The following is a 26,878-nucleotide window of genomic DNA, read 5'->3' on the forward strand; positions in this document are numbered from 1 at the left end:
GTGTTCTTCAAACCGGACCAGAACGACTGGGGCGGCATCATGGCCGCCTCCACCCTGATGACCATCCCGGTCCTGATCTTCTTCGTGTTCGTTCAGCGGCACCTGGTATCGGGACTCGGCGGAGCGGTAAAGGACTGAATCGACTGTGGTTACCTCTGATGATGTGGTTGTGTCCGTGAGTTCGGGTATCGCGGTCGTTCCGCGGCCCGCACGGGTCGTTCCCGGCGTGGGCGAGTATCGGCTGACGCCCGCCACGGGGCTGACCCACCCGCCGGAACTCGCGGGCGAGGCCGCGTGGTTGCGAAGCGTACTCGGGCCCGCGACCGGCTGTTACCTGGGTGAGGGTCCCGGGATCTCGCTGGCGATCGACGCGGGCGGGCTTGCCGACGAGGGGTATCGCCTGGAGGTCACGGCCGAGCGGATCGAGCTGCGCGGCGGCTCGGCGGCGGGCGTGTTCGCCGGCCTCCAGACGCTGCGGCAATTGTTGCCCGCGGACACGCTGCGGCGCGGACGGGTGGCTTCGGGTCCGTGGGCGATCCCGGCGTGCGTGATCGAGGACGCGCCGGCGCACCGGTGGCGCGGGATCATGCTGGACGTGGCCCGGCACTTCCTGCCCAAGCAGGACGTGCTGCGGTTCGTGGACCTGATGGCGTTGCACCGACTGAACGTGCTGCACCTGCATCTGACGGACGATCAGGGCTGGCGGATGGAGGTGCCGACGTGGCCGAGGCTCACCACGGTGGGCTCGTGGCGCACGGCCAGCATGCGGGGCTCGCGTCAGCACGAGATCTTCGAGGACCGCCCGCACGGCGGCTTCTACACGGGTGACGACCTGCGCGAGATCGTCGCGTACGCGGCCGAGCGGCACATCGAGATCGTGCCCGAGATCGACCTGCCGGGACACGTCCAGGCGGCCGTCGCGGCGTATCCGACGTTGGGCGCGGTCCCGGTGTCGGAGGTCCGTACCCGGTGGGGCGGTCGATCGGACGGCCTGCTCGCGCCGACCGACGAGGCGCTGCGGTTCTGCGCGGACGTGCTCGACCAGGTGTGCGCGATCTTCCCGTCGCAGTACGTGTGCATCGGCGGGGACGAGGTGCCGACGGAGCCGTGGGCGGCGATGGGCCACCCGGACCCGGGTTCGCTCCAGGGCTGGTTCGTGTCCGAGCTCGCGAAGATGCTGGCGGCGCGCGGGCGGCGGGTGTTCGGGTGGGACGAGATCCTGGCCGGCGGCGCCCCCGAGGGCGCCCTGATCGGCGGCTGGCGCGGCGTGCACGGCACGCTCGCCGCGGCCCGGGCCGGGCACGACGTGGTGGCCTGCCCCGACACGACGGTGTACTTCGACTACCGGCAGAGCGACGCCGCGGACGAGCCGATCCCGGTCGGCACGCTGCTCACGATGGAGGAGGTGTACGGGTTCACCCCGGTACCTCCGGGCCTGACCGAGGCGGAGGCCGCGCGGGTGCTCGGCGGCCAGGCGCAGGTCTGGACCGAACACATGGACTCGGTGCGGCGCGTGGACTACATGGTGTTCCCGCGGCTGTGCGCGTTCGCCGAAGCGGTGTGGTCGGGCTCCGGAACCGAGGCCGGTCCGGGCGCCTACGCGGACTTCGAGGCGCGGCTCACCTCGGCGCACCTCGCCCGGTTGGACGCGCTCGGTGTCGAGTATCGCCCGCTCGCGGGCCCGCACCCGTGGCAGACCCGTCCGGATGCACCGGGCTGGCCGCGACACCGGGCGGACCGCGAGGCGGAGTTGCTGGAATTGACGAAGGACATCCGCGTCCACGAGGACGCCCGGGAGGTCTGACGGCGGGCGGCGGGCGGCGGAGCGGTCGGCTCGGCGGACGGTCGGCCGGGCCGGCCTCCGCTCGGTCGGCCGTCCCGTCCCCGCGTTCGCGGATGCCACCCCCGCCGGGGTGCGGGCCCTCGCACGGGCCGAGGCACGGCGATGGGAGTACCTGGAGGCGAACGGCGTCCCCGGCATCGACCGACTCACCAGGGCAGCCCGAGCCTGGGCCGGACACTGGCATTAGGCGTACTTTGTCGAGCGGAGTTGGATCATGCGCAGTCCGTGGTTGCCGCATCGCACGTCGTCGGCAACGGCGGTGCCGCGCATAGGCGTTCAGACCTCGTGCCAGGGTCGAGTACCGGGACCCCGTCTCGTAGCCCGTCGCCGCCGCTTCGCGCGGCCCGGCCCGGCCCCACCCCCTACGCCTGCGCCGACGGCGGGGGCTGTTCGTCCTCGTCGAGGCGGTACTCCTGGGGGTCGGCGTCGTAGGCGTATAGCTCGGCGTAGCGGCCCCAGTCGGTGGCGGTTTCCAGCTGTTCGGTGACCTGCTCGCTGGTGTAGTGGTGGGCGAGTACGTCGCGGAAGAACCCGGCGCGCAGGGTGCCCTCGGGGTTCTGGCGCAGGCTCGTGGTGATCAGTCGGACCAGAGGTGCGCCCAGTGCGGCCTCGGCGAAGAGCGTCTTGGACAGCTGTACGTCGGCCCCGGCGTATGCCGCACCGACCTCGGTGAGCAGCAGGTCGTCGCCGCTGATCTTGGCGAAGCCGAGCAGGTCCAGGGCGTCGACCAGGGGCAGCAGGTCGTCGACCTCGAGGCCGAGGTCGTCGGCGAGGTCGGGCAGGTCGCAGCGGCCGCCGCGGTGGGCGACCATCTCGGCGAGGCCGGAGAGTCCGTCGACGCTCGCGGTGGGCAGCGGAGTGTTCGCCGGGGTGCGCCGGTCCGGCTCGACCTCGTCGGGACGGCCGGGCACGCGGGTCTCCTTGACCCGACCGGTCATCACCCGGTAGACGCGGTCGATGAGGTCCTCGAATGCGGCCGAGTTGCGGTCGCGCGGCCGGTCCAGGGCGACCTCGAAGGACTCCTTGATCCGGCCGGGGCGGGAACCGAGGACGACGATCCGGTCCGCCATCAGGACCGCCTCCTCGATGTTGTGGGTCACCAACACGATGGCGCGGGTGGGGAATCGGCCGGATTCCCACAGTTCCAGCAGCTCGCCGCGCAGGTTCTCGGCGGTCAGCACGTCGAGCGCGGAGAAGGGCTCGTCCATCATCAGTACATCCGGTTCGACGACCAGGGCGCGGGCGAAGCCGACACGTTGGCGCATGCCGCCGGAGAGTTCCTTGGGGAACGCGGATTCGAAGCCGTCGAGGCCGATCAGGTCGATCGCCCGCAGCGCCGCGTCGGCCCGTTCGTCGGCGGGCACGCCGCGGGCCTCCAGGCCGAGTTCGACGTTTTGTTGCACGGTCAGCCAGGGCAGCAGCGCGAAGGTCTGGAAGACCATGGCGGTACCGGGATTGGCGCCCCTGAGCGGCTCGTCCCGGTAGGCGATGGTGCCGGAGCCGGCCGGGATCAGGCCGGCCAGGCAGCGCAGCAGGGTGGACTTGCCGGAGCCGGACCGGCCGAGCAGCGCGAGGATCTCGCCGGCCCGCACCTTCAGGTCGATCCCGGCCAGGACGGGCAGTTCGCCGTCGGCGCCGGCGTACGTCTTGGTCAGGCCGACCGTTTCGAGCAGGATCTCGCCGTCGGCGGCGCGTGGCGGCTTGCCGGAGGCGGAGCTGCGGTCGGCGCCGCCGGCACGGTTCTTGCGGTTGGCGCGCAGCTTGCGGAGGGCGCTCAGGGCCATGGCGGGCTCCAGGAGGTGCGTACGTGGGAGGACTCGGGGGAGATCGGGGGAGATCGGGGGAGATCGGGGGAGTCAGGGAAGTCGGGGGAGTCAGGGGGCTCACAGGGTGTAGCGGGTGTCGGCCAGTCGGTAGAGGCGGCGCCACAGCAGGCGGTTGAGGCCGACGACGTACAGGCTCATCACCGCCACCCCGGCGATCAGGTGCGGGAAGTCGCCGGAGGCGGTGGCCTTGGCGATGTAGGCGCCGAGTCCGGTGGCGGTCAGGGTGGTACCGCCGAAGGTGACGACCTCCGCGACGATCGAGGCGTTCCAGGCGCCGCCGGACGCGGTGATGCCGCCGGTGACGTACGACGGGAAGATGCCGGGCAGGATCAGCCGCTTCCAACGTTGCCGGCCGTGTACGCCCAGGTCGTCCATGGCCTCGCGCAGGTCCGTGGGGATGGACAGGGCGCCGGCGATGGTGTTGAAGAGGATGTACCACTGGGCGCCCAGGGCCATCAGCAGGATGCCGCCGACGTTGATCGACAGGCCCGTCTTCAGGAAGAACCAAACGGCCAGCGGGAAGAGGAAGTTGGCGGGGAAGCTCGCCAACACCTGGATGACCGGCTGGGCGATCCGGGTGAGCTTCGGCGAGAAGCCGATCCGGACGCCGACCGGCACCCACACGACCGTCGCCACCGCGACCAGGACGATGACGCGGCCGAGGGTGACCAGACCGAGCAGCAGCGGTTCGCCGAAGACGCCCAGGCCGGTGTTGTCGTGGAGGTAGCTGCCGAGGTCGAACAGGCCCCACAGGATCAGCCCGCCGGCGACGAGGGCGAAGGTGATGTCGCCGGTGCGTCGGCGCGCCGGGTCGACATTGAGTGGGCGGTCGTCGACGCCGAACACCCGGGCCGCCCGGCTCAGTCCGCGGCCCACCGGGCGCAGCGCCCGGCCGAGCAGTTGGGGCCAGTGCGAACGGCGTAGGAAGTTCAGCACGACCGAGCGTTGCAGCTCGCCGGCCTCGGACTGCTCGTTCTTGAACTTCTCCGCCCAGGCGGTCAGCGGGCGCCAGAAGAGGAAGTTCACGCCGACGACCATCACGGTCATGGTCAGGATGGCCCAGCCGACCCGGCCGAGGTCGCCGTCGTTGATCGCCGCGCCGGCGTAGGAACCGACGCCGGGCAGTGCGTAGTTCTTGTTGTTCACGCTGATCGCCTCGGAGGCGACCAGGAAGAACCAGCCGCCGCCGAAGCTCATCATGCCGTTCCAGATCAGACCGATCGCCCCGGAGGGCAACTCGACCTTCCAGAACCGCATCCACCTGGTGAACCGGAACGACCGCGACAACTCGTCGAGTTCGCGCGGCAGGGAGGTGAGCGAGTGGTAGAAGCCGAAGGTCATGTTCCAGGCCTGCGAGGTGAAGATCGCGAAGATCGACGCGCATTCCAGGCCCAGCATGGAGCCCGGGAACAGGGCGATGAATCCGGTCACCGCGACGGTCAGGAAGCCGAGTACGGGCACCGACTGCAGGATGTCCAGGGTCGGGATCAGGATCCGCTCGAGGCGGCGGCTCTTGGCGGCGGCGTAGGAGTAGCCGAAGGTGAATACGGTCGAGGCGGTGAGCGCGACGAACATCCGCAGCAGCGAGCGCGCGGCGTCGTAGGGCAGCCGGGTGGGGTCGGTGTCGACCTTCGCCGACCGGCTGGTGGAGAAGCGGACCGTGGTCCCCTGCCCGACCCGCAGAACCAGGTAGAGCAGCACCAGCACCGCCGCCGCGACCACCACGTCCACCCAGGTCAGCCGGGACAGCCGGCCGCCGAACCGGGAGGGAAGCGAGGCCCGCGATGCGGCGGCGCCGGTCCGAAACGATGTCACGAGAGCCTCCGACCACGGGGTGGGGCCGGCAGGCCCCGGGGCGCGAGCACGCGGCCGCGATCCGATCGGACCTCGGCCCTCCCGACCCTTCTGCCCACGAGTCCCGCCCGGAACGCCGCACCGGCTACCGCCATCTGTGGCCCCTCTACGCGGAGCGCCCCTCGCCGGGCCGCTGCCCGAGGACATCCTTGCGCGCGGTCGACCGGGGTCGGCGCCGACACGCGGCCACGCGGGTCACCGCCCTGCCCCGGCGCCACACAGCGCCGATCAAGGTGAAGCGGGCCCGCACCGAGCCGGCGGAGATCCGCTACATCGGCACCCTGCACCGCCGGCTCGAAGCCGACGGTGCCTTCCCGCCTGCTCCCGTTCTGCATGCCAAGGCCGCCCTGGCCCGCAGGGGCTCGGTGCTACACCTTCGATGCCCCTGCGCCCCCAGCGCCCGTGCCGTCGCCGCACCGATCCCGCGCGACGAACCGAGCACCAGCGCTGTCGAACGATCCGGCATCCCTGCTCCTTCCAGCCGTCCCCGCCCATGCCGCTGGGTACGGAGCGATGTTGCCTCACGACGCACCACGGGACGGGGGGACGCGCCCACGCGCGAACGAAGAAGGCCCGTTCGGCGTCCGAACGCACTTCGCCCTCCCCGGCCGCCCGTACGCTCCTCCGATGGAGCCGAACGGCACCGAGCGCGGCTGTGAAGTCCTGGTCGCGGGACCCTACTTCGCCGATCCGGCGCAACCGGCCGCGCAACCGCGGCCCGTGCTCGCCGGCGCCGCGTCCGGAGCGGTGACCCGGCTCGCCGGCGCCGGTGCGCAACAGCCCTCGCCGCGCCAGGTTTCGCGGCCTTCCCTGATCGCCACGGCGGCGATGACCAGGGCGGCGATCGGGTCGGCGAAGGACCAGTCGAGGGTTGCGTTGAGGAGCAGGCCCACCAGCAGGACGGCGGACAGGTACGTGCACAGCAGGGTCTGCTTGGAGTCGGCGACGGCGGAGGCGGACCCGAACTCGCGGCTGGCGCGGCGCTGCGCGTACGACAGGCCGGGCATGATCGCCAGGGACAGTGCGGCCAGGACGATGCCCACGGTCGAGTGTTCGGCCGCGCCGCTCCCGGCGAGGGCGCGTACGGCGGCCACGCTCACGTAGGCGGCGAGCGCGAAGAACGAGATCGCGATGATCCGCAGGGTGGTCCGCTCCCGGCGACTCGGGTCGCGTGCGCTGAACTGCCAGGCCACCGCCGTCGCGGAGGCGACCTCGATCACCGAGTCCAGGCCGAAGCCGACCAGCGCGGTCGACGAGGCGGCGGCGCCCGCGGAGACGGCGACCACGGCCTCGACCACGTTGTAGGTGATCGTCGCCGCGACCAGCAGGCGGATCCGGCGGCGGAGTGCGCGCTGCCGGGCCGGCGACGGCCCCGGCGGGATCGACACGGGCGCCGCGGCCATCTCAGCAGCACCCCTTCTCGTCGGCGTCCGCGCAGGCGACCGTGGGGTCGACGGCCAGTACGACGCCGAGCAGGTCCCCGAGCGCGTGGGCGAGCCGGGCGTCCGCGAGTTCGTAGCGCAGCCGGCGGCCCTCCGGCACGGCGACGACCAGGCCGCAACCGCGCAGGCACGTCAGATGGTTCGACAGGTTCGTCCGCGAGACCCCCAATGCGTCGGCGAGTTCGCTCGGATACGCCGGACCCTCGCGCAACGCGAGCAACAACCGCGCACGCGTGGGATCGGAGAGTGCGTGACCGAACCGGGCCAGCACTTCGCCGTGCACCGCAACATTCATCATGAGCTGAATAATACAGTCGATGATGAACAGTTTGGGAGGGGTGGCCGGGCGAGGGTGGCGGGTCGACCACCCCGAGTCCGGTCCAGTCCAGTCCCGGCCAGGACAGCGCCGATGCCGATGCCGGCGCCAAAAGCGTTGGCTGTCGGCGCGCCGACTCGGGATAATCCGCAACTCCGGGGCGGGGGAGGCCATGTGGATGTGTTCGTGTGTGTCGGGTGCGGCGCCGTGTTGACGGTTCCGGTGGCACAGGTCGTGCTTCCGCCACACACCCACCAGAGGTACGGGTACGGGGAACTGCTCCCGGTGCTGATGGAGTCGGGGACATACGCCGTCGATCCCGAACCGTCCGGACCGCCGTGGCGGTCGTGGGACCAGGTCGGGGTGGACGAGGCGGCGGCGCGCGGTGTGTTCGCACCGCTGTACGCGCTGTCCTACGGCGCGCCGGGGGCGGTCGTCCTGGCGCCCGGTGACATCCGCGGCACCGTCCTGATCCCGGAGCGCTGCGCCGGCTACTGCTGCGGACTCGACGGTGGCGAAGGCCCGAACCTGGCCTGCGAGCGGTGCGGACGCGCGGTGGCGGCGCGCGTCGACGACTGCTCGGTCTGGCAGGCCGTCCGGCTGGCCCCGGACGCCGTACTCCGCCGCCCCGTCGACGGCCCCACCCGCCCGGCGCTCGACTGGGAGACGTTCGCGCGGGAGTGGCCGGGTAGGCCACCGCTCGACCAGTCCGGGCGCTGGGACCTGCGATGGGAGGCAGCCGCCGGTGTCGCCCTGGCCCACCTGGTGGTGGCCTCGGCGGGCGCGCCGGTGACCGTCCCGGACGGCCTCGTCGCGGCCACGTTCCGCCGCGCACTCGACCGTCTGCTTCCGCCCGGACCGCCGGCGAAGCACGCGGCCCTGGCCGGACCGGGCCTGCCCGCGCCCGACCCCGTCCTCGACATCGCACTGGTTCCGATCCATCCGTACACCGGGGAGACTTGGCAGCCACCCGGCGGCACCGTGTCGGCCGTGCCCGTCTCCGCCGACGTGTGGGTACACCTCGCCTTCCCCCACGAGCGATTGCCCCTCCCGGCCACCGGCGGATTCCCCGCGGGCGTCCTGCGCGACGATCCACTCCCGCTGCACCCATGGGGGTGGTTCCGACCCGACCCGGACGAGTTCCGCCGCACACTGGCCCGACTGCCGGTCGTCCGCGAGCCGTGGCTGCGCCGGATCTACGATCAAGGGTGAACGCGCCGTCCCATCCGGGCGGTTCGCTTCCCTGTCCGCCCGGCTGCGGCGGGGGAGGCGCGGCGAGCGTGGTGGCCACCGGTGTACCCGCCGTCGCCCGGCCGCCGTCCGCCACCAGCGCCACCTTGCCGGTCGGATCGCTCATCGTCGTCTCCTCCGTACCCGGTGTGTTCGTCACGCCGAGGTGGTAGAAGTTGACCCGGGTGTCAGGTTCAAGTCCTCGTCGTGAGCTGTACGACGCAAGGAGGGAAACGATGTCGCTACATCGTCTGACCGCGATCACCGTCGGAGTGCCGAACGTCGACGAAGCGATCGCCTACTACACCGACTTCGGTCTTCACCCACATCCGGACGGCTGGCTGGCCGGCACGGACGGCGGCCGGCAACTGCACCTGGTCCCCGCCCCGACCCGGCGGCTCGTCGAACTCGGCATCGGCGCCGAGCACTTCGACGACATCGCGGCCGTGGCACACCGGCTCCGCGGCGCCGGGGCGCCCGTCGAGCAGGACGGCACAGGCGTGCGTACCGTCGAGCCCGTCACCGGCACGCGCGTCGAGGTCCGGGTCGCCGAACCCATCCGACAACCACCCGCCCCGGCCGTCGTGTACAACGGTCCCGGCCGGATCGAACGCGAAACCGCCCGCGCCCCCGGCGTCCTGCGCACGGCGCCGGTACGGCCGCGCAAGCTCGGCCACGTCGTGCTCGGCTCGACCGACTTCGAGGCCACCATCCGGTTCTTCACCGACCTGGTGGGCTTCAAGGTCAGCGACCGGATCAAGGGGCAGGGAGCGTTCCTGCGCTGCTCGACCGACCACCACAACCTGCTGGTCCTCGATGCGCCCGTGACCTTCCTGCACCACAGCTCCTGGCAGGTCGACGACGTCGACGAGATCGGCCGCGGTGCGGTGGCCATGTTGGAGGGCCACCCCGACCGCCACGTCTGGGGTCTGGGCCGGCACCGTGCCGGGTCGAACTTCTTCTGGTACCTCAAGGACCCGGCCGGCAACTTCACCGAGTACTACTCCGACATGGACTGCGTCCTGGACGAGCAGATCTGGACGCCGGAGACGTTCGAAGGGGCGCGCGGGTTGTTCAACTGGGGCCCGCCTCCGCCGCCGTCGTTCCTCGCCCCCGAGGACCTCGCCGAACTCATGATCGGCACTCACCGGGCCGGCTGACCGGACCGGGCCGATCGTGGGCCCGCCGGCGCACGACAAAGGCGAGGAGTGCACGCGCTCCTCGCCATATCCAACATATAGCGCACCGGGGGCCTTGCGGCAAGGCCCCCCTCGTGCCGCAGAATCGTCGACCTGGGCCGGAAGTCGGCCGAAATCTGCGGAAATCGGGGAGTACGCGTAGTGCGTGTGTTGTTGTCGACGGATGGCTCGCGCGGGGACGTCGAGCCGATGGCGGGGCTCGCGGTGCGGCTGCGGCTGCGGCTGTGGATGCCGGAGCTCGGCGCGGGGGTGCGGGGGTGCGCGCCGCCGGACTTCGCGGAGCGCCCGGCCCGGGTCGGCGTGCCGATCGTGTCGGTCGGTCGGCCGGTGCGGGCGCCGGCGACCGGGCCGACGTCGCCGCCGGCGGAGGAACTGCCGCGCCGGGCCGGCCGACGGACCTCGACCTCGTACCGACCGGTGCGTGACCCCGAGACCCGCGCCCGGGCCGGCGCCGTGGCCCGCTTGATCCGCACCGATGGCACGACGGTGGCCGCCCGGCGCCTGCGCGACGCGCTCGACACGTTCGACGCACCCGGCACGTTCGACGCACCCGGCCGCAACCGCGTGGCACCCGCGTCCGGGTGAACCACACACGTTCGTCGAGCCGGGACCCCAGCACCCCAGAACCTGCGGAGCCGATCACCATGAACCCCCTCACCACCAGTGCGTTCGACCTTCCCGACCGCCTCGCCGGCAAGGCCGACCCGGCCCTGATCGCCGGCGACGAGCAGCACTTCGCGGCCATCGCGGAGTGCCTCGACCAGACGATCGCCGACCTGTCCGACCGCCTCGACGCCGAGCGCAGGTCGCCCGGCGGCAGGGGCCGGCAGGCGATGGACCGGGACATCGAGATCCACCGGTTGAGCACCCGACTGCGCGCGCTGCGTCGCTTCGGCCTGGACCTGTGCCTGGGACACATGGTCGGCGCGGACGACGCCGAACCCGTGTACGTCGGACGACTGGGCCTCACCGACCACTTGGGTCGGCGGCTGCTGATCGACTGGCGCACCCCCGCGGCCGAACCGTTCTTCGGCGCCACCCACGCCAACCCGATGGGCCTGGCGAGCCGGCGCAGGTATCGCTGGACCAGAGGCCGGATCAGCGACTACTGGGACGAGGTGTTCACCCCGGACGGCTTCGCCGGGCACGCCGCGCTCGACGACCAGTCCGCGTTCATCGCCAGTCTGGGCGGCAACCGCTCGGGTCGGATGCGCGACGTGCTCGGCACCATCCAGGCCGACCAGGACGCCATCATCCGGGCCGGATCGCGCGGCGCCCTGGTCGTCGACGGCGGCCCGGGCACCGGGAAGACGGTCGTCGCGCTGCACCGCTCCGCCTACCTGCTCTACGCCGATCCCCACCTCGGGCACCGTCGGGGCGGCGTGTTGTTCGTCGGCCCGCATCAGCCCTATCTCGGCTACGTCGCCGACGTGTTGCCCAGCCTCGGCGAGGAGGGCGTACAGACCTGCACCCTGCGCGACCTGGTCCCCGAGGGAGCCGCGGCGGTGGTCGAGGCCGACCCGGAGGTGGCCCAGCTGAAGTCCGCCGCGAACCTGGTGACCTCGACGATCGAGACCGCCGTCCGGTGCTACGAGGAGCCGCCCACCAAGGGCATGACGATCACCACCCACTGGTCCGACCTCCGGCTGAGCGCCGCGGACTGGGCCGAGGCGTTCGAAGCGGCGGAACCCGGCATCGCGCACAACGAGGCGCGCGAGCGGATCTGGGCGGAACTGGTCACGATCCTGGTGGACAAGCACGACGACGAAGCCTCGGCCGACCTGCTCCGCCGGTCCCTGCTGCGGCACCGCGAACTGCTCACCGCCTTCAACCGCGCCTGGCCGCTGATCGAGGCGACCGACCTGGTCGGCGATTTGTGGACGGTACCCGCCTACCTGCGGATGTGCGCGCCCTGGCTCGACCCCGACGACATACACAAGCTGCAACGCGCCGACGCCCACGCCTGGACGGTGTCCGACCTGCCGCTCCTGGACGCGGCCCGACAGCGACTCGGCGACCCGGAGGCCGCACACCGCAGCCGCCGGCAGCGGGCCGCCGTGGCCGCCGCGCGCGAGGACATGGCCAAGGTCGTCGACGCCATCCTGGAAGCCGACGACGACGGTGAAGGGGCGGTGACGATGTTGCGCGGCCAGGACATGAAGGACACCCTGGACGACGACTCCGCCGCGCCCGGCGTCGAACCGGACCTGCTCGCCGGTCCGTTCGCGCACGTCGTCGTCGACGAGGCGCAGGAGCTGACCGACGCGGAGTGGCAGATGTTGCTGCTCCGCTGCCCGTCCCGGAGCTTCACCATCGTCGGCGATCGGGCCCAGGCCAGGCACGGGTTCACCGAGTCGTGGCAGGAACGGCTGGAGCGGATCGGCCTCGACCGGATCAACCTGGCCTCGCTGAGCATCAACTACCGCACGCCGCAGGAGATCATGGCCGAGGCCGAGCCGGTCATCCGGGCGGTCCTGCCGGATGCCAACGTGCCGACCTCGATCCGCAGCGGCGAGGTCCCGGTGGTGCACGGATCCGTGGCGGAGCTGGGCTCGATCCTCGACACCTGGCCGGCCCAACACGCCGAAGGTGTCGCATGCGTGATCGGCGACCCCACCTTCCGGAGCACGTCCCGGGTGCGGTCGCTGACCCCGGAGCTGGCCAAGGGACTCGAATTCGACCTGGTCGTGCTGATCGACCCCGAGACGTTCGGCACCGGCATCGAGGGAGCGGTCGACCGCTATGTCGCGATGACCAGGGCGACCCGGCAACTCGTCATCCTCACCGGCCCCTGACCTCCCCGGGCATGGGGTCGATGCGGCGGTAGACGGAGGTCAGGGTCTGCGACTTCGCCGGACCCGCGACCTGCCACCGCAGGTGCCACTCGTTCGGGGAGACCACGGTGAACTCGCCGTCGTAGCGGTCGGCGGCGCAGGGGTGTCGGGTGGTCCAGTGCCCGGTACGCAGGTCGAGGTCGTGGAAGCGTCTGCCGTCGGCGAAGCACACGTCCGCCGTGCCGTCGGGGTGCGGGATCAGGCGGTGGGTACGGCTTGCCCGGTTGCTCGTCCCGGCCCAGACGAACTCGCCGGACTCCTGTTCGAGTAGCTCGTCGCCGCTGCGGCGGAAGACGGCCGTGCCGGTGAAGCCGCCTTGGACGCCGGAGCGTTCGTCCACCACCGTGCGGTCGATGGACCAGTGGCCGGTGAGGTAGGCGGCGGCATTCGGGACCGGGTACATGCGTCCATGATCCCCTGTCCCCGCCGAGCTGCGTCGGTCGGCGGGGACAGGGTGACGTGCACCGGCCCGACGGTCTCGGGCTCGGTGGTCTCGGGCTGGGTGGTCTCGGGCTGGGTGGTCTCGGGTCGGGCGTGCCGAGCCCGGGCCGGCGGCCTCAGCCCTGGGCCGCCGCCACGCCCGCCTCGGCGATCGGCTGGTCCTCGCCCTTGGTGCCGCCGGCCACACCGATCGCGGCGGCGATGGTCCCGTCGATCACGATCGGGATGCCGCCGGGGAGCAGCGCGAAGCCGGGTTGCGCGGCCATCGTGGCCAGCAGGATCGGATCCTGCGCGGCGAACTGCCCGAACACGGCGGTCGGGACCCCGAGCCCGGCGGCGGTGACCGCCTTGTGGGTGGCGACGGTGGTGGACCAGAAGGTGGCGCCGTCCATCCGGGCCGCGGTCTGCAGGTTGCCGCCCGCGTCGACGACGGCGACGGCGACCGCGACGCCCAGTTCGGCCGCCTTGGCGAGCGCGGCGTCAAGCACGCGGCGGGCGGTCGCGGCGGGCAGGATCGGGGTGGTGGTGGTCACTGATGGGTCTCCTGTACGTGTTCGGGAAGGTAGGTGTTCGGGAGGGATGCGTACGGCGGCGCTACCGCGCGGCGAAGCGGAGCATGGCCTCGTGGACCGGGCCCGGTTCGCCGGGCAGGCAACTGTCCTTGTTCACGAATGTCTTGAGGTATCCGGCACCTTCGGTGCCGCCGGATCCCTTGAGTTGGCGGGGCAGATACAGGCGGCCGAACCCGTAGTGGCGGCCTCGCCAGTTCAGCAGCGACCGCTCCACCGCGTCGAACGCCGTCGTCAGCTCCGGACTCGCGGAATCGGCGACCGCCGCGCGCAGCGGTCGATGATCACGATACGGCGGATCGTTGAGCATCCGCAGGTGACCGAACCGAGAGAAGACCTCGAATTTTCGCGGGTCGTATCCGAACAGCGCCAGTTCCGCGAGATGGAAGTTGAGGGATTGGACGGCGCTGGCCGCTCCGGTCGCCTCGCGAAATGCCATGAACTGTTCGGGGGAGAGGGTCTTGAGGGTGTGGAAGACGGCGTTGAGGAGTTCCGAGCAGGCGCCTACCTGCTCGATCCGGAAAGCCGCCGTCGGGTGATCCCCGGCCATGATCGCGGTGATCGCCCGACAGGCCGCCCAACGCACGAGATAGAACCCGAGTTCACAGGAATGCACGGATCTTAGGAAGATATGTTCATTGGCGTCGGCGGATTGCGGGAATGCGGTGCAGCGGGTGAGCACAAACAACCGCCAACGCAACGTCGCGTCGTTTTTCGCCCTTTCCCGAAGGTCCGCGCCGCGCAGCGGACCCACCGGGTCGACCACGACCTCGTCCAGTCGGGCGACCAACTGCCGCAGCCGGTCCAGGCGTTCCGGAAGATAGGGCGCGGCCTCGCCGGGCTGCTCCGCGCGCGCCGCCTCCCGGGCGGTCAGATCGGCCACGGTCGCCTGGATGGCGACGATCCCGGCCGCGATCGGATCGTCCGGGTAGTGGGCCAGGAACCAGTCGTAGACGTGCAGGCTGGTGTAGCGGTAGTACTCCGGGATCTGCTCCTTGCGGCTGAACGGGCGGGTCAACAACCGGACGATCTCCTGCTCCGGACCACTGCCGGCGCCGAGCGTGGTGTCGTCGTGTCGGGTCGCGAGTCGGTTGCGGACCGCCTCCGTCAGGCCGGCCCGGCCGCGCGCGCCCTGCATCCGGACCATGTCCTCGGCGTCGTCGGGCAGGCGCGCGGCGGGGGGCATTCCGCACATGGGTCAACCTCCCTGGGATGCCGAGCGGCCGAGGACGAGGTGCTTCTCCCGGGTGGAGCGGCGTACCTCGCAGTCGACGAAGCCCGCCGCGCGCAGCAGCCCGACATATTCCTCGGCGGTGCGGTGCCGGCCGCGGGTCTCCACATGCATGGACAGGTTCATCACCGCGGTGGCGAGCGGATGATGGTGGCCGTCGAAGAGTCGATCCATGACCAGCACCCGGCCGCCGGGCCGGCATGCGGTGTGCGCCTTGCGCAGCAGGTCCAGGCACGTGTCGTCGTCCCAGTCGGAGAGCACGTAGCCGAACGCCACGCAGTCCCCCTCGGGGAGTTCGTCGTAGAAGAAGTCGCCGGACACGAACGCGAGCCGATCGCCGAACTCGTAGGCGTCCCGGGTCCGGTGCAGGTGCGGGCCGACCTGGGGCAGATCGAAGACGGTGGCCCGCAGGGTGGGTGTGCGCAACAACGCGGCCACGGAGAACGGTCCGTTGGCGCCGCCGACGTCCACCAGGTGCTCGACGGCGCCCAGTTCGGCCAGGTCGGCGAGTTCCCCGGAGACGTCGAAGCTCAGCTGCCACATGGCGGCCAGGAACGCGGTGACCGATTCCTCGTCGGTGTAGATGGTTTCGAAGGGGTCGGGCAGATCGACGTCGACCCGGGCCTTCCCGTGTACGAGATAGGCGTCCAGGTACGACATGCGGTCGGCGGTACTGCCGATCAGGTGGCTGACGAACGCGCCGGTGTAGCGCGAGTCGGTGCGGTCCAGGTAGGGGACGGACCGCGCCGGCACCCGGTATTCGCCGCTCCCGCCCTCCGCCACGACGCCGAACGCGCACAGCGCGACGAGTAGTCGGCCGAGGGTCTCCTCGTCCGTCCCGGTGGCGGCGGCGATCTTCCCGATGCGGCTCGGGCCGTGGGCGATCAGGAACGCGAATACCCCGTGGCGGTCGGCCAGATGCACGGCGTGGGTGGCGTACATGCCGAATATCGCCCGCTCCAGGGGTTCGGGCATGGCCTCGGGTCCGCCGAGTGATGGGTTTCCCACAGCTGTTCCCTTTCCCGGATTCCGTCGGAGCGTCCGGATTCGGCCGGAGCGTCGAAATCCCACGAGTCACGATCCGAACGCGTCACGAACACGCGTCCGGTGGCCGACTTTCGTCGACCGGGTCCCCAGCATGTCCCCGTCTTCCGCGCGTGATCGCGGCACCGATCGAAAACCGTCCGAACATGCGGGGTGACCGGGCCGTCGTCGTGGATTCCCGGGTCCGGCCGGGCTTTTCGCCACCCGCCGCCCCGTTCGTTTCGGGGATGTGGTCGCGGATTTCGGCTGTACACAATTGGCGCCGAATCCACCGAGGAAGTACCGGCCCGAAGTACCAGTCCCGAGGAAGGGCGAGGCGACATGTTGAAGCCACCTCCGCACAGCGCCGACTCCGCACTGCCATTTCCCCCTCAGGTCCGCCGACAGCGGAAGCGGATCACCGTGATCGGCGCCGGCATATCCGGGCTCGTGGCCGCGTACGAACTCGAACGACGCGGGCACAGCGTCGAAGTACTGGAGGGGCGACTGGAGTTGGGGGGACGAGTCCGAACGCATAGATTTCTGCCCGGGCAGCCGGGCCCCTCGGTCGAACTCGGTGCGATGCGGGTGCCGATCACCCATCGGCGCACCATGCGCTGCATCGGGGAACTCGGTCTCGCGGACCGGGTGCGGGAGTTCACCACGCTGTTCCAGGACGAGAACGCCTACCTGGAGACCGGATCCGGGCATCAGCGGATCCGGGACGCCTCCCGCACGCTGGTGGCGGAGCTGCGCCGCCGACTGCCGGAGGGCGAGTGCGAGGAGTACGACGACGCCACGGTGTTGTTCGGTGCCTGGCTCGCGGTGCGGGTCAATGCGATCGCACCGGGGCGGTTCCGGGAGAGCATCAGCGACGGCCTCGATCACGAGATGCTCAGGCTGGTGGACGGGATCGACCTGTCGCCGTTCGTGTACGGCGCGGCGCGCGATCGTATCGATCTGCATGCGCTGTTCGCCCACCATCCGCAGATCCAGGCAGGTTGCACGGGTCGCCTGTACCGGTTCGTCGAGGACATCGTCAGCGAGACCAGCACCCGGCTGATCCGGCTGCGCGGTGGGATGGATCAGCTCGTGCATCGGCTGCGTGATCGGGTGCGGGGGCCGATCCGGCGCGGCCAGGAGGTGGTGGGGATCGAGACCGGGGAGCGCGAGGTGTCGCTGCGGGTGCGGCGCGGCTTCGGGACGGTCACCAAGAGCTGCGACTACGTCTTGTGCACGGTGCCGTTCTCGGTACTGCGCGGGATGGATCTGGTGGGATTCGACGCGGAGAAGTCGGCGATCGTGCACGACATGAAGTACTGGTCCGCCACGAAGGTCTCCTTCCACTGCCGCGAGGCGTTCTGGGAGCGGGAGGGCATCACCGGCGGCGCGTCCTTCACCGGCGGACTGGTCCGGCAGACGTACTACCCGCCGGTGGAGGGCGATCCCCGGCTTGGTGCGGCGCTGATGGCGAGCTATGCGATCGGGGAGGACGCGGACGTGCTCGGCGGGCTGACCCGATCCGCGCGGCTGGCCGTGGTGCTGGACGAAGTCTCGGCCGTACACCCGCAGTTGCGGCAGCCGGGGATGATTCTGGGGGTGGCCGACCAGGTCTGGGGCGACGCGCCGTCGAGCATGGGGGCGGCGGCGGTCCGCTGGGGCAAGGACATCGCGACGTGCGAGAGCGAACGCCGCTCGGCGGCCCGCCGGCAGGGGCGGTTGTTCTTCGCCGGGGAACACTGCTCGACCCATCCGGCCTGGATCGAGGGCGCGATCGAGTCGGCGGACAACGCGGTCCGCGAGATCGAATACCACGAGCCCGGTGCGGACGCGCCGGTCACCGCCGACGAATACGCCGTGTCGGAGGAACCCGCATGAGCGTATTCGACCTCCCCCGGCTGCACTTCGCCGGCACCGCCACCACCCAACTGCCCACCGGACCGCGCAGCGGCCTGGTCGACCTGGCCACGAACACCGCGCTGACCCCCGACGGACGGCCGTTCCCCACCGACCGGCCCGCCGTCGAGTATCACGAGATCCTGCGCGCACTGGGTCCGGACGCCGGCGCGGGGGCGAACTTCGGCGGCAACGGGCACTTCACGGTGGATGCGGTGGTCGTCGGCGCCGAGCGGCGTCCGGGGGTGCTGCTCGTCGGCGATCCGGTGATCGGGCGCAGCGTGGACATGTGGGGCCACTACAACGCGTACTTCGCCACCACCGCCAACCGGGCCCGAGTCTTCGATGTCGATCCGTCGTCCAACTGGACCACCACGCTGATGATCGGGCAGTTGGCGGTCGGCCGACTGGGCCGCTCGCACGACGTCGGATACCTGTTCACGGGTGACGTGGAGGGGTTCCAGCCGCCGCGCTGGCAGGAGTTCGCGGCGCCGCCGCCCGACGGCACCGGTGCGGCGGCGTCGCGGCTGCCGCTGTCGACGGTGCATCAGTTCGTGGTCGCCGGCGACGCGTCGCTGCACTGGCCGGCGCAGCGGCCCGGGTCACCGGTCGTGGAGCACCTGCGCGAGGTACTGGCGGCCGACGAAGTGCATGGCCTGGTCGTGCAGTTCGCGCTCTGGCGCAGCTCGGCGCCGCCGGTCCCCGAACACCCCACGCCATGGCGACTCCACGGAACGATCGCGCCGTGGCGTGGGGACGAACTTCGCTCCTATCCGGCGGGGCGCCTGCTCACCGCGGCCGGGCCGGCGGCGGCCCGCCCGCTGACCGTCGCCGTGGACCCGACGCACGTCACCTTCAACCTGGTCGGCGCGGCCGGGCAACGGCGCGACGAGGACTGGGAGTTGCGCACGGCGCACGGGGATCGCCCGGTCGCCGAACTGCCCCGGGACGCCGCCGGCGCCGAGACGGCCGGCGTAGTGGTGGTACCGCGTCGGCCCGGGTCGGCCGCCGCCGAACACGAGGCGCTGCTGATCCGGTACGCCGGCACCGGGGCCCCGGTGTGGCGCGAGCGGGAGGTCAACGTCCAGACGGACGACGCGTGCCTGATCCTGGATCATCCCGACGACGACCCGCAGACGCGCGTCGTGGTGCGATCGCTGATCCGGGGTCGCCCCGGACCCGTCGACGCCGTTCAGATCCGGCAGTTCTTCAACCCGCGCGCGCTGCCCCGGGACCAGGCGGCCCGCTCGCCCGAGGCACTCTGTACAGACCTCGACATCGTGCGGGTGCGCCCCGACCGGGACTGCGGATGGCGATCCGAGTGCGTCATCCGCACCGACGACCGGGGCCGAGGCACCTTCGAGGTGCGCGGCGCCCGGCCCGGCTGTGCGCGCATCCTGCTGACCCCGCCCGGGGTCGCGCCACCCGTCGATCCGTCCGCGCCCGGATCCGCTGCCGTCGGATACGACAACGACGACCGATTGGGCTACTGGGCCGGCGCCGGGGAGGTGTCGGTGCGGATCCTGCCCGACGACCGGCGACTGGACGCGCTGCCGCCCGAGGGGGTGTCCTTCGAACTCGTCTACACGGAGATCTTCGCCTTCTACGAACTTGCGTTCTCCTTCATGAAGGACGAAGTCTTCAGCATGGCGGACCGGTTCCGGGTGGACACCTACGTCCGGCTGATCTGGCAGATGTCCGACCCGAGGAACAAGGCGAAGACGTACTACATGCCGCCGACGCGCGAGTTGTCGGCGCCCCAGGCCCGGCTGCTGCTGGCCTACCTGCGGGCCCGGGGCACCCCGGACCGGGTATTGACCGCCGCGCCGGTTTGGACCCGCCCGAGGCCGGTGATCGCGACACGTGCGCAACTGGTGTCGACGCTGCGGCACGCGGCGCTGATCGAGCTGGCCGTCACGCTGCAATACCTGTACGCCGCCTACTCGTTACCGCTGTACGGCGCCGGCCTCGAGTACGTCCGCCGGCAGGTGTGGACGCCGGAGCGATTGCGGGTGGTGTGCGGGGACGGTGGGGAGACGCTCGACGACGGGATCCGCAGCACGTTGTTGCGGGTGGCCCGCGAGGAGATGATCCACTTCCTGGTCGTCAACAACATCCTGGCCGCGCTCGGCGAGCCGTTCCACTTCCCCGCGATCGACTTCGCCCGCCTGGAGTGCGAACTGCTGGTACCGCTGGACTTCGCGTTGGAAGCGCTCGACGTCGCCGGCGTCCAGCGGTTCATCACGATCGAGCGGCCGGAACGACTCCGGGAGGAGGTGGCGTACGGCGACGAGGGCCGCACGAGTACGACCCGAGGCGGCCACACGTACCCGTACACCTCGTTGAGCGGACTGTACGCCGACGTGCGCGCCGCCCTCGTCCGCATCCCCGACCTGTTCGTGCTCGACCGGGGGCAGGGCGGCGGCGAACACCACGTGTTCCTGCGGGAGTCGGTCAACACCGCGCACCCCGACTACCAACTCCGGGTCGACGACCTGTCCAGCGCGCTGTTCGCGATCGACTTCGTCACCGAACAGGGCGAGGGCCGCGTCCTCGACCCGGCGCGGGAACCCGCCGCCGAGGAATCGCACTTCGACGCCTTCGAGCGGATCTCGGACCTGCTGATGACGATGCGGCTGAACCGACCCCCCGGCCGCCGGCCCGCCCCCGACGTCGCCTATCCGGTGTTGCGCAACCCGACCCTGGCCGAGGGCACCGGGAACCGACAGGTGATCACCGAGCCGACGGCCCGCCGGGTCGCCCGACTGTGCAACGACGCCTACCGGATGATGGCCCAGCTGATGGTCCAGCACTTCGGCGAAGCCCCGACCGCGAGCCTGCGCCGCTCGGAGCTGATGAACGTCTCGATCGACGTGATGAACGGCGCACTCCAGCCGCTCGCCGAACTCCTTGCGGTATTGCCGTCCGGGATGCCCGGCCGCACCGCCGGTGCCCCGTTCGCCCTGGGCACGGCCCCACAACCGATCGCCCACCCGGAGGTGGCGCGCCGGGTGTTCGCCGCGCGCTGCACGGAACTGGCCGGGGATGCCCGGCGGTTGCCGCTGGTCCCGGACCGGGTGGGGGAGACGTTCGCCTTCCTCGCGGACCGATTCCGCGCGCACTGACGGCAGTTCGCAGCACCCCCGCAGCACCCCCGCAGCACCCCACATCTCGACGAAAGGCGGCACGGATGAACCCCGTGGAGCAGACCGACGTACTCGTGGTCGGCGCCGGCCCGGTCGGCCTGGCCCTGGCCCTGGACCTGGGATCGCGCGCCGTGGACCACATCGTGGTCGAGGCGAGCGACGGATCGGTGACCCACCCCAAGGTGAGCAACATCGGCCCCAGATCCATGGAGTTCTTCCGCCGCTGGGGCGTCGCCGACCGGATCCGCGCGGCCGGCTGGCCACGCGACCACACCCTCGACAGCGTCTGGGTCACCCGGGTCGGCGGACACGAGGTCTACCGACTGCCGGTCGGCACCAGCGAGACCCGACGGCCCTTCCGGCACACCCCGGAGCCGGACGAGATCTGCCCGCAACACTGGCTCGCACCGCTCCTGGCCGACGCGGTGGGCCGTCACCCGCACGGCCCGCTGCGCCTGAGCCGGCGGCTGGACGGCTTCACCCAGGACGCGGACGGGGTCACCGCCCTGGTCACCGACCTGGACAGCGGGGCGGTCCGGGCGATCCGGGCCCGCTACCTGGTGGCCTGCGACGGCGCCTCCTCGCCGATCCGCAAGTGGTGCGGCATCGCCGCCCCGGCCCGGCACCCCACCCAGGTGTTCCGCAACATCCTCTTCCGCGCCCCCGAGCTGGGTCGGCAACTGGGCCCCGACAAAGCGCTGTTCTACTTCCTGCTGCTGTCCAACTCGCTGCGCTTCCCGATGCGGGCGATGGACGGGCGCGGGCTGTTCCGGCTGTCCGTGCGGATGGACGGCGGCTCGGAGGCCGGGCAACTCGCGCTCAACCTGATCCGTCGGGCAGTGGCCGTCGAGACGCCCATCGAGGTGTTGTCCGATCACGAATGGCACCTGACCCACCGGGTCGCGGAGGAGTTCCGCAGCGGCCGGGTCTTCCTGCTCGGCGACGCCGCCCACACACTGTCCCCGTCCGGCGGGTTCGGGATGAACACCGGCATCGCCGCCGCCGCCGACCTGGGCTGGAAACTCGCGGCCGAACTCGCGGGCTGGGCCGGGCCCGCCCTCCTGGACACCTACCGCACCGAACGCCGCCCGGTCGCGGAGGAGGCCGTCGAGGAGGCCAACCGCAATCTGGTCCGCACCATGAACCGCACCATCCCCGAGGACCTGCACGACGACTCCCCGGCCGGCGAGCGGGCCCGGATCGAGATGGCCGAACAACTCGAACGCAGCGGGATCCGCAAGGAGTTCGATGCCCCGCTGATCCACATGGGATACCGCTACACGTCCCCGATCGTGGTCCCCGACGCCGACCCGCCGCCGGTCGACGAGAGCACCGAACAGCCCAACAGCAGGCCGGGATCACGCGCCCCGCACGCCTGGGTCAAGCCCGGGGTCTCCACCCTCGACCTGTTCGGGGACGGCTTCCGCCTGCTGTGCCTGCCCGAACCCGGCGGCGCCACCGGCGCCGAGCCCGACCGTGCACCCGGCGACCACCCGGGCGACCCGCGCCACGACGGATACGAACGGGCCTTCGCCGACCGCCGCGTGCCGTTGACCGTGACGGTGAGCGAGAACCCCGCGGTCGCCGACGCCTACAAACGGCCCTTCGTACTGGTCCGCCCGGACGGACACGTGGCCTGGCGCGGCCGGGAACTGCCGACCGACCCCGGCGCCCTCGCGGACACCGTGCGCGGAGCCGGCTGAGCCCCCGGGCACGCATCGGCGCACCCATCGGCGCAGCCATCCGGACGACCGACAGGACAGGACAGGACAGGACACGATGCCCGACGAAGACCTGCCACCGTTCGGCCTGCGCGGCTGGCCCGCCGCCGACCTCGCCGACCCCTACCCCGTCTACCGGCGCTACCGGGAGAGGGCCCCGGTGCACCGCGTGCCGGGGCCGCCGGGGGAGCCCGACACGCACTACGTCTTCGGCTACGACGAGGTCGTCAAGGTGCTCGCCGACCCCAGGTTCGGGCGCAACGCGGACGTCGCCGCGGCGTCGCCCGGAGCAGACCCCGCCCGGCTTCCGAGGGCGGCGCCGATGAGCCGATACCACGCCCTCGACACGATGATCCGCAACTGGCTCGTGTTCCTGGACCCACCCCGACACACCACCGTACGGTCCCTGCTCAGCCGGGAGTTCACCCCCAGGGCGGTGGTCGGGCTGCGCGAACGGATGCGGGAGATCGCCGACGAGCTGATCGTGGGCCTGCGCCGGGCGGATGTGGTGGACCTGGTCGAGGAGTTCGCCGCACCCTATCCGGTCATGGTGGTGTGCGAACTGCTCGGCGTGCCCCGGCGCCACCGCGCCTGGTTGCGGGAACGCTCACTGCGACTCCAGGAGGCGAGCAGCGCGCGCGGCGGCGGGCACGGCGGCTACGCCCGCGCCGACACCGCCGCCGCCGATCTGGCCGCCTTCTTCCGCGAGTTGGCCGACCTGCGGCGCGGCGGCACCGGGGACGACCTGATCTCGCTCCTGGTGCGCGGACCGCGGGAGAGCGGGCCGCTGAGCGACGACGAGATCGCCTCGAACTGCGTGCACCTGCTCACCGCCGGGCACGAGACCACCACCCACGCCCTCACCAAGTCCGTCCTGGCCCTGCTCGAACGACCCGACACGCTCGCCGGATTGCGCGCGTCGCGACCCCTGCCCACGGCCGCCGTCGACGAACTCGTACGCTTCGACTCGCCGGTCCAGACGCTGAGCCGCTGGGCCTACCGCGACGTCTCGCTCGGCGGATCCGACATCCGCGGCGGGGCCAGGGTGGTGGTGGTCCTGGGATCGGCCAATCGTGACCCCCGCCGCTTCACCGACCCCGACCTGCTGGACGTGAGTCGCGCCCCCGATCGGCATCTGGGGTTCGGCCTGGGCATCCACTACTGCCTGGGCGCCGCACTCGCGCGGGCCGAGGTGGAGATCGGACTCGGCGCACTCCTGGAATTCCTCCCCGACGTCGTGCGCACCGACGATCCGGTGCCCTACCCGGACGATCTCATCTTCCACGGCCCGGCGCGGGTGTTGCTGCGCACCGCACAGTGATCACCCATCCCCGGCACCCGGGCCCGGCCCGACGTCCCGGGCGAACCGGGCCAGTTCCAGGCGGGAATGCACCCCGAGCTTGCGGAAGATCTGCCGCAGATGGAAGGCGACCGTATGCGGCGACAGGAACATCCGCCCGGCCACCTGACGATTGGTCAAGCCCTGGAGCACATGCTCGGCCACGGTGCGCTCGGTGTGGGTCAGGCTCGCCCAGCCGGTCCCGGGCTGGTCGGCGTGCGTCCAGTGCCGGCGGCGCACCCCGATGGCCCGCAGCCGGCGGCGCACCCGCGCCGCGTCGCCCTCGGCGCCCACCTGCCGGTAGAGCGCGAGCGCGCCCTCCAGGGTGCGAACGGCCCGGGCCCGGTTGGCGTTCACCAGCAGCGCCCCCAGATCCTCGGCGGCCGACGCCCGGGCCCACGCGTCCCGATGGCTCCCGGCGGCGGCCTCCAACGCCTCCGCGTCGCCGGTCAGCAGACCGCGGGCATGCTCGGCGGCGGCCCGCACCACCGGCAATCCCGGGCTGAGGTGCGCCAGCCGCTCCGCCGCCTCGCCCACCACCACGGCCCGGGCCCGATCGCCCCGGGCCAGCAACAGCCGGACCAGCCAGGGCGCGAAGTCCGGCTCCTCGATGGCCAATCCCCGGCGGCCCGCCTCGTTCGCCCACAACTCCTCGACCGCGCGCTCGACCCCGGGCGGGTCCCCGCCGGCCACCGCCGACTGTGCCTCGAACCACGCCGCGGCGGCGGTGTACACCCGCCCCCGGTCGTCCGGCAACGCGTCGCGCAACCGGCCCGCGTAGTCCCCGACGTCGGCCGTCTCGCCGCGATGGCGGGCCACCGTGGCCAGCACCATCCAGGCCGCGGGCATCAACACCCGCGCCCCGGACCGCTCCGCGACCGCGAGCCCCGCGGCGGCCTCGCGCCGCGCGTCGTCCAACCTGCCGTCGGCGAGGGCGACCCGCGCCCGGACCAACCCGGGCACCGCGTCCGCGACGAACCCGACCGATCGCGGCACCGGCCCCAGGGTGGTCTCGGCCTCGCCGAACCGGCCCACGTGGGCGAGTATCGCCGCCTGGATCGGCCGCGGATCGGTGTGCCACTCGACGACGGACCCCCCGTCCGCCAGCTCGACCGCCTTCCGGCACAGGGCCAGCGCCTCGTCCAGATGCCCGGCCCGCCAGCGCATCACCGCAAGCGAGGTGGTGATCCCCGCGCGGATGTCCGGCTCGCCGTCCCGGTCGCGCTCGCCGACCTCGCGCAACGCCCGCCGGGCATGCCGCGTACCCTGCGGGCCGTCCCGGACCGACCACGCGGACAGCCGGTTGAGTTCGGCCCGCCGGCGCAACTGGGCGGGGGAGTCGGGATCGGCGACCAGCGCCTCGGCGATCGCCAGCGACCCGGACGTGCGGCCGAGCAGCAGCAGAGCCGTCGACAACCAGTAGCGCAGCCGGGCGGTGGTCTCCGGACCGGCCGTCCGGGTCAACGCCTCCTCGGCCAACACCACGGCCGGCGGCAACCGGCCCGACCGTACACACGCCTCCACCGCGACCACGGTCAGCGGCTCGTGCGCCTCGTCGACCACCGGCCGCACCAACTCAAGCCCGCGCAACGCCAGTTCGGCAGCGGTACCCGGGGTGTGCAGGACCGACTCCTCGGCGGCCCGGCACAGCAGACTCGCGATCGTCGGGTCGCCCCGATGTGCGCCGTGGATCAGATGGGTGGCCACCGACGCCGGCGAACGGCCGCGCTCGATCAACATCCCCAACGCCTGCCGGTGCATCGCCCCGCGCACCACCCCCGGCATGTCGTCCACCAGGGCCTGCCGCATCAGGTCGTGGCGAAACGTGACGGTCTCGGTGTCGCGTCGCACCAGGCCGGCGGTGATCGCCTCGCGGAACCGCGGCAGCAGCGCGCCGACGGGTTCGCCGAGCATCTCGGCGATGTCCTCGGGCAGGCACGAGGGCCCAAGCACGGTGGCGACCTCCATCAGCAGCCGGGTCTGCGGGGACAACGTCGCCAACCGCTCGGCCAGCAACCCACGCAACCACGCGGGCACCGGACCGGACGACGCGCCCGCCGCCGCCCTGGTGACCACGCGGGCGATGTTGTCCTGCACCCGGACGTCGCCCTGGTCGCGCAGTTGGTGGATCACCGCGACCAGCCGGCGCGGATTGCCCTGGGCGAGGCCGAGCAGGGTGCGCAGTTCGAGGTCGGGCGTCCCGCCGAGGCAGTCGGCGAACATCTGCGCGACGGCCTCCTCGGCCAACGGCCCGAGCGGCAACTCAAGCACGTCCGGCGGGTCGTACGCCGGGTGCGCGGCGCCCCCCGGCTCGTACTCGGTGCGCCGCGTCGCCAACCAGACCAGCGGGTGGTCCCGCAACCGGGCCGGCAGCGCCGGCAGCGCGGCGGCGAGCCGACCCTCGTCGCAGCTGATCAGCAGCGGCGCTTGCCGGGGATGGTTGCGCAACAGGCCCGACCAGCCGATCCGCACCTGCTGCTCGTCCCCGCGCCCCTCGCGCGGTGCGTCCGGGGCCGACGGCTCCGACAGGGCCTCGAGCAGCGACCCGGGCGAGCCGACCGGGGAGAACTCGTCGCTGCGCAGCCGGACGACGGTGAAACCGCGCGCCGCGGCCATCCGTTCGGCCTCGAGCAGCAGGCGGGACTTGCCGATCCCGCCCGGCCCGCCGATCCACCCCTGCGTGGCCCGCCGCGCGTTCCGCGCCCGATCCAGTGCCCGGCCGATCAGCCGCGTCTGCGCCTCCCGGCCCCGCAGGGGCGGCGGCGACGTGTGCGTACACTCGCCGGGCTCGGCGAGATCCCGGGACCCGGGCCGCTCGTCGTCGCCCGCCGCAGCCGCTCCACCCGCGCCGGGCAGTCCGGGCCGGCGTGGTGGGGCGACACCGGAGCCACGCGCGATCGATGGCGGGTCCTGCCGCATTGCCTGTTCCCCGTTCGTCCGAATCCGCCGGCCGGCGCGCCGGCGGTGC

The 26,878-nt window shown here is 72.0% G+C and carries 18 protein-coding genes and 1 pseudogene; 10 read left to right on the forward strand and 9 right to left on the reverse strand.

Features of this window, described 5'->3' with window-relative positions:
- Positions 1-138: pseudogene (locus ABIA38_RS17025) on the forward strand (carbohydrate ABC transporter permease); the annotation flags it as partial.
- 37 nt (positions 139-175) lie between these two features.
- Positions 176-1,804 carry a beta-N-acetylhexosaminidase gene (locus tag ABIA38_RS17030; RefSeq protein WP_424639748.1) on the forward strand — a complete coding sequence of 543 codons (1,629 nt, stop codon included), beginning with the start codon at positions 176-178 and terminating at the stop codon, positions 1,802-1,804.
- A gap of 401 nt (positions 1,805-2,205) precedes the next feature.
- Here the strand turns inward: ABIA38_RS17030 and ABIA38_RS17035 are convergent, their stop codons facing one another.
- The 4 genes from ABIA38_RS17035 to ABIA38_RS17050 form a co-directional block, all read right to left on the reverse strand.
- Positions 2,206-3,627 carry a nitrate/sulfonate/bicarbonate ABC transporter ATP-binding protein gene (locus tag ABIA38_RS17035; RefSeq protein WP_424639498.1) on the reverse strand — a complete coding sequence of 474 codons (1,422 nt, stop codon included), beginning with the start codon at positions 3,625-3,627 and terminating at the stop codon, positions 2,206-2,208.
- Positions 3,628-3,726: 99 nt separating this feature from the next.
- Entirely contained in the window at positions 3,727-5,484 is a 1,758-nt protein-coding gene (locus ABIA38_RS17040) for an ABC transporter permease (RefSeq protein ID WP_424639499.1), read from the reverse strand.
- Positions 5,485-6,200: 716 nt separating this feature from the next.
- On the reverse strand, positions 6,201-6,926 hold the full coding sequence (locus tag ABIA38_RS17045) for a cation transporter (protein WP_424639500.1): 726 nt from the start codon (positions 6,924-6,926) through the stop codon (positions 6,201-6,203).
- A 1-nt stretch (position 6,927) separates the two neighbouring features.
- A complete protein-coding gene (locus tag ABIA38_RS17050) occupies positions 6,928-7,263 on the reverse strand; it encodes an ArsR/SmtB family transcription factor (protein ID WP_424639501.1) in 336 nt (111 codons plus the stop codon).
- A gap of 192 nt (positions 7,264-7,455) precedes the next feature.
- Here ABIA38_RS17050 and ABIA38_RS17055 point away from each other — a divergent pair, with 192 nt between their 5' ends.
- The 4 genes from ABIA38_RS17055 (at position 7,456) to helR (ending at position 12,505) form a co-directional block, all read left to right on the forward strand.
- Positions 7,456-8,493: a hypothetical protein gene (locus ABIA38_RS17055; protein WP_424639502.1), complete on the forward strand. Its 1,038-nt coding sequence runs from the start codon at positions 7,456-7,458 to the stop codon at positions 8,491-8,493.
- A gap of 254 nt (positions 8,494-8,747) precedes the next feature.
- Entirely contained in the window at positions 8,748-9,671 is a 924-nt protein-coding gene (locus tag ABIA38_RS17060) for a VOC family protein (RefSeq protein ID WP_424639503.1), read from the forward strand.
- A 180-nt stretch (positions 9,672-9,851) separates the two neighbouring features.
- A complete protein-coding gene (locus ABIA38_RS17065) occupies positions 9,852-10,295 on the forward strand; it encodes a hypothetical protein (RefSeq protein ID WP_424639504.1) in 444 nt (147 codons plus the stop codon).
- A gap of 59 nt (positions 10,296-10,354) precedes the next feature.
- Complete coding sequence (gene helR / locus ABIA38_RS17070; RefSeq protein WP_424639505.1) at positions 10,355-12,505, forward strand: RNA polymerase recycling motor ATPase HelR; 2,151 nt, start codon at positions 10,355-10,357, stop codon at positions 12,503-12,505.
- Here helR and ABIA38_RS17075 read toward each other — a convergent pair.
- The 4 genes from ABIA38_RS17075 to ABIA38_RS17090 all read right to left on the reverse strand — a co-directional run bounded on the left by ABIA38_RS17075 (position 12,492) and on the right by ABIA38_RS17090 (position 15,760).
- Entirely contained in the window at positions 12,492-12,947 is a 456-nt protein-coding gene (locus tag ABIA38_RS17075; RefSeq protein ID WP_424639506.1) for a DUF6314 family protein, read from the reverse strand. The genes helR and ABIA38_RS17075 overlap by 14 nt on opposite strands.
- Positions 12,948-13,101: 154 nt before the next feature.
- Positions 13,102-13,518, reverse strand: a complete 417-nt coding sequence (locus ABIA38_RS17080; protein ID WP_424639507.1) for a GlcG/HbpS family heme-binding protein — start codon at positions 13,516-13,518, stop codon at positions 13,102-13,104.
- A 61-nt stretch (positions 13,519-13,579) separates the two neighbouring features.
- Entirely contained in the window at positions 13,580-14,749 is a 1,170-nt protein-coding gene (locus ABIA38_RS17085) for a tryptophan 2,3-dioxygenase family protein (protein ID WP_424639508.1), read from the reverse strand.
- Positions 14,750-14,752: 3 nt separating this feature from the next.
- Entirely contained in the window at positions 14,753-15,760 is a 1,008-nt protein-coding gene (locus tag ABIA38_RS17090) for a methyltransferase (protein ID WP_424639509.1), read from the reverse strand.
- Positions 15,761-16,150: 390 nt separating this feature from the next.
- On the opposite strand from ABIA38_RS17090, the gene ABIA38_RS17095 reads away from it, so the two are divergent.
- The 4 genes from ABIA38_RS17095 to ABIA38_RS17110 all read left to right on the forward strand — a co-directional run bounded on the left by ABIA38_RS17095 (position 16,151) and on the right by ABIA38_RS17110 (position 23,892).
- Entirely contained in the window at positions 16,151-17,686 is a 1,536-nt protein-coding gene (locus ABIA38_RS17095; protein WP_424639510.1) for a flavin monoamine oxidase family protein, read from the forward strand.
- A complete protein-coding gene (locus tag ABIA38_RS17100; protein ID WP_424639511.1) occupies positions 17,683-20,829 on the forward strand; it encodes a ferritin-like domain-containing protein in 3,147 nt (1,048 codons plus the stop codon). The genes ABIA38_RS17095 and ABIA38_RS17100 overlap by 4 nt, the downstream gene beginning before the upstream one ends.
- A 65-nt stretch (positions 20,830-20,894) precedes the next feature.
- Positions 20,895-22,553 carry an FAD-dependent monooxygenase gene (locus tag ABIA38_RS17105; RefSeq protein ID WP_424639512.1) on the forward strand — a complete coding sequence of 553 codons (1,659 nt, stop codon included), beginning with the start codon at positions 20,895-20,897 and terminating at the stop codon, positions 22,551-22,553.
- Positions 22,554-22,629: 76 nt separating this feature from the next.
- Positions 22,630-23,892, forward strand: a complete 1,263-nt coding sequence (locus ABIA38_RS17110; RefSeq protein WP_424639513.1) for a cytochrome P450 — start codon at positions 22,630-22,632, stop codon at positions 23,890-23,892.
- On the opposite strand, the gene ABIA38_RS17115 is transcribed toward ABIA38_RS17110, so the two are convergent.
- Entirely contained in the window at positions 23,893-26,829 is a 2,937-nt protein-coding gene (locus tag ABIA38_RS17115) for a LuxR C-terminal-related transcriptional regulator (RefSeq protein ID WP_424639514.1), read from the reverse strand.
- Positions 26,830-26,878 lie beyond the last annotated feature (49 nt).

The sequence above is a fragment of the Embleya sp. AB8 genome, from assembly GCF_049739465.1.
GTDB lineage: Bacteria > Actinomycetota > Actinomycetes > Streptomycetales > Streptomycetaceae > Embleya.

Excerpts from the sequence above, each read along its gene's own strand:
- ABIA38_RS17035 (WP_424639498.1), bottom strand. The coding sequence starts at position 3,627 with ATGGCCCTGAGCGCCCTCCGCAAGCTGCGCGCCAACCGCAAGAACCGT.
- ABIA38_RS17045 (WP_424639500.1), bottom strand. The coding sequence starts at position 6,926 with ATGGCCGCGGCGCCCGTGTCGATCCCGCCGGGGCCGTCGCCGGCCCGG.
- ABIA38_RS17050 (WP_424639501.1), bottom strand. The coding sequence starts at position 7,263 with ATGATGAATGTTGCGGTGCACGGCGAAGTGCTGGCCCGGTTCGGTCAC.
- ABIA38_RS17060 (WP_424639503.1), top strand. The coding sequence starts at position 8,748 with ATGTCGCTACATCGTCTGACCGCGATCACCGTCGGAGTGCCGAACGTC.
- helR (WP_424639505.1), top strand. The coding sequence starts at position 10,355 with ATGAACCCCCTCACCACCAGTGCGTTCGACCTTCCCGACCGCCTCGCC.
- ABIA38_RS17075 (WP_424639506.1), bottom strand. The coding sequence starts at position 12,947 with ATGTACCCGGTCCCGAATGCCGCCGCCTACCTCACCGGCCACTGGTCC.
- ABIA38_RS17085 (WP_424639508.1), bottom strand. The coding sequence starts at position 14,749 with ATGTGCGGAATGCCCCCCGCCGCGCGCCTGCCCGACGACGCCGAGGAC.
- ABIA38_RS17090 (WP_424639509.1), bottom strand. The coding sequence starts at position 15,760 with ATGCCCGAACCCCTGGAGCGGGCGATATTCGGCATGTACGCCACCCAC.
- ABIA38_RS17095 (WP_424639510.1), top strand. The coding sequence starts at position 16,151 with ATGTTGAAGCCACCTCCGCACAGCGCCGACTCCGCACTGCCATTTCCC.
- ABIA38_RS17100 (WP_424639511.1), top strand. The coding sequence starts at position 17,683 with ATGAGCGTATTCGACCTCCCCCGGCTGCACTTCGCCGGCACCGCCACC.
- ABIA38_RS17105 (WP_424639512.1), top strand. The coding sequence starts at position 20,895 with ATGAACCCCGTGGAGCAGACCGACGTACTCGTGGTCGGCGCCGGCCCG.
- ABIA38_RS17110 (WP_424639513.1), top strand. The coding sequence starts at position 22,630 with ATGCCCGACGAAGACCTGCCACCGTTCGGCCTGCGCGGCTGGCCCGCC.
- ABIA38_RS17115 (WP_424639514.1), bottom strand. The coding sequence starts at position 26,829 with ATGCGGCAGGACCCGCCATCGATCGCGCGTGGCTCCGGTGTCGCCCCA.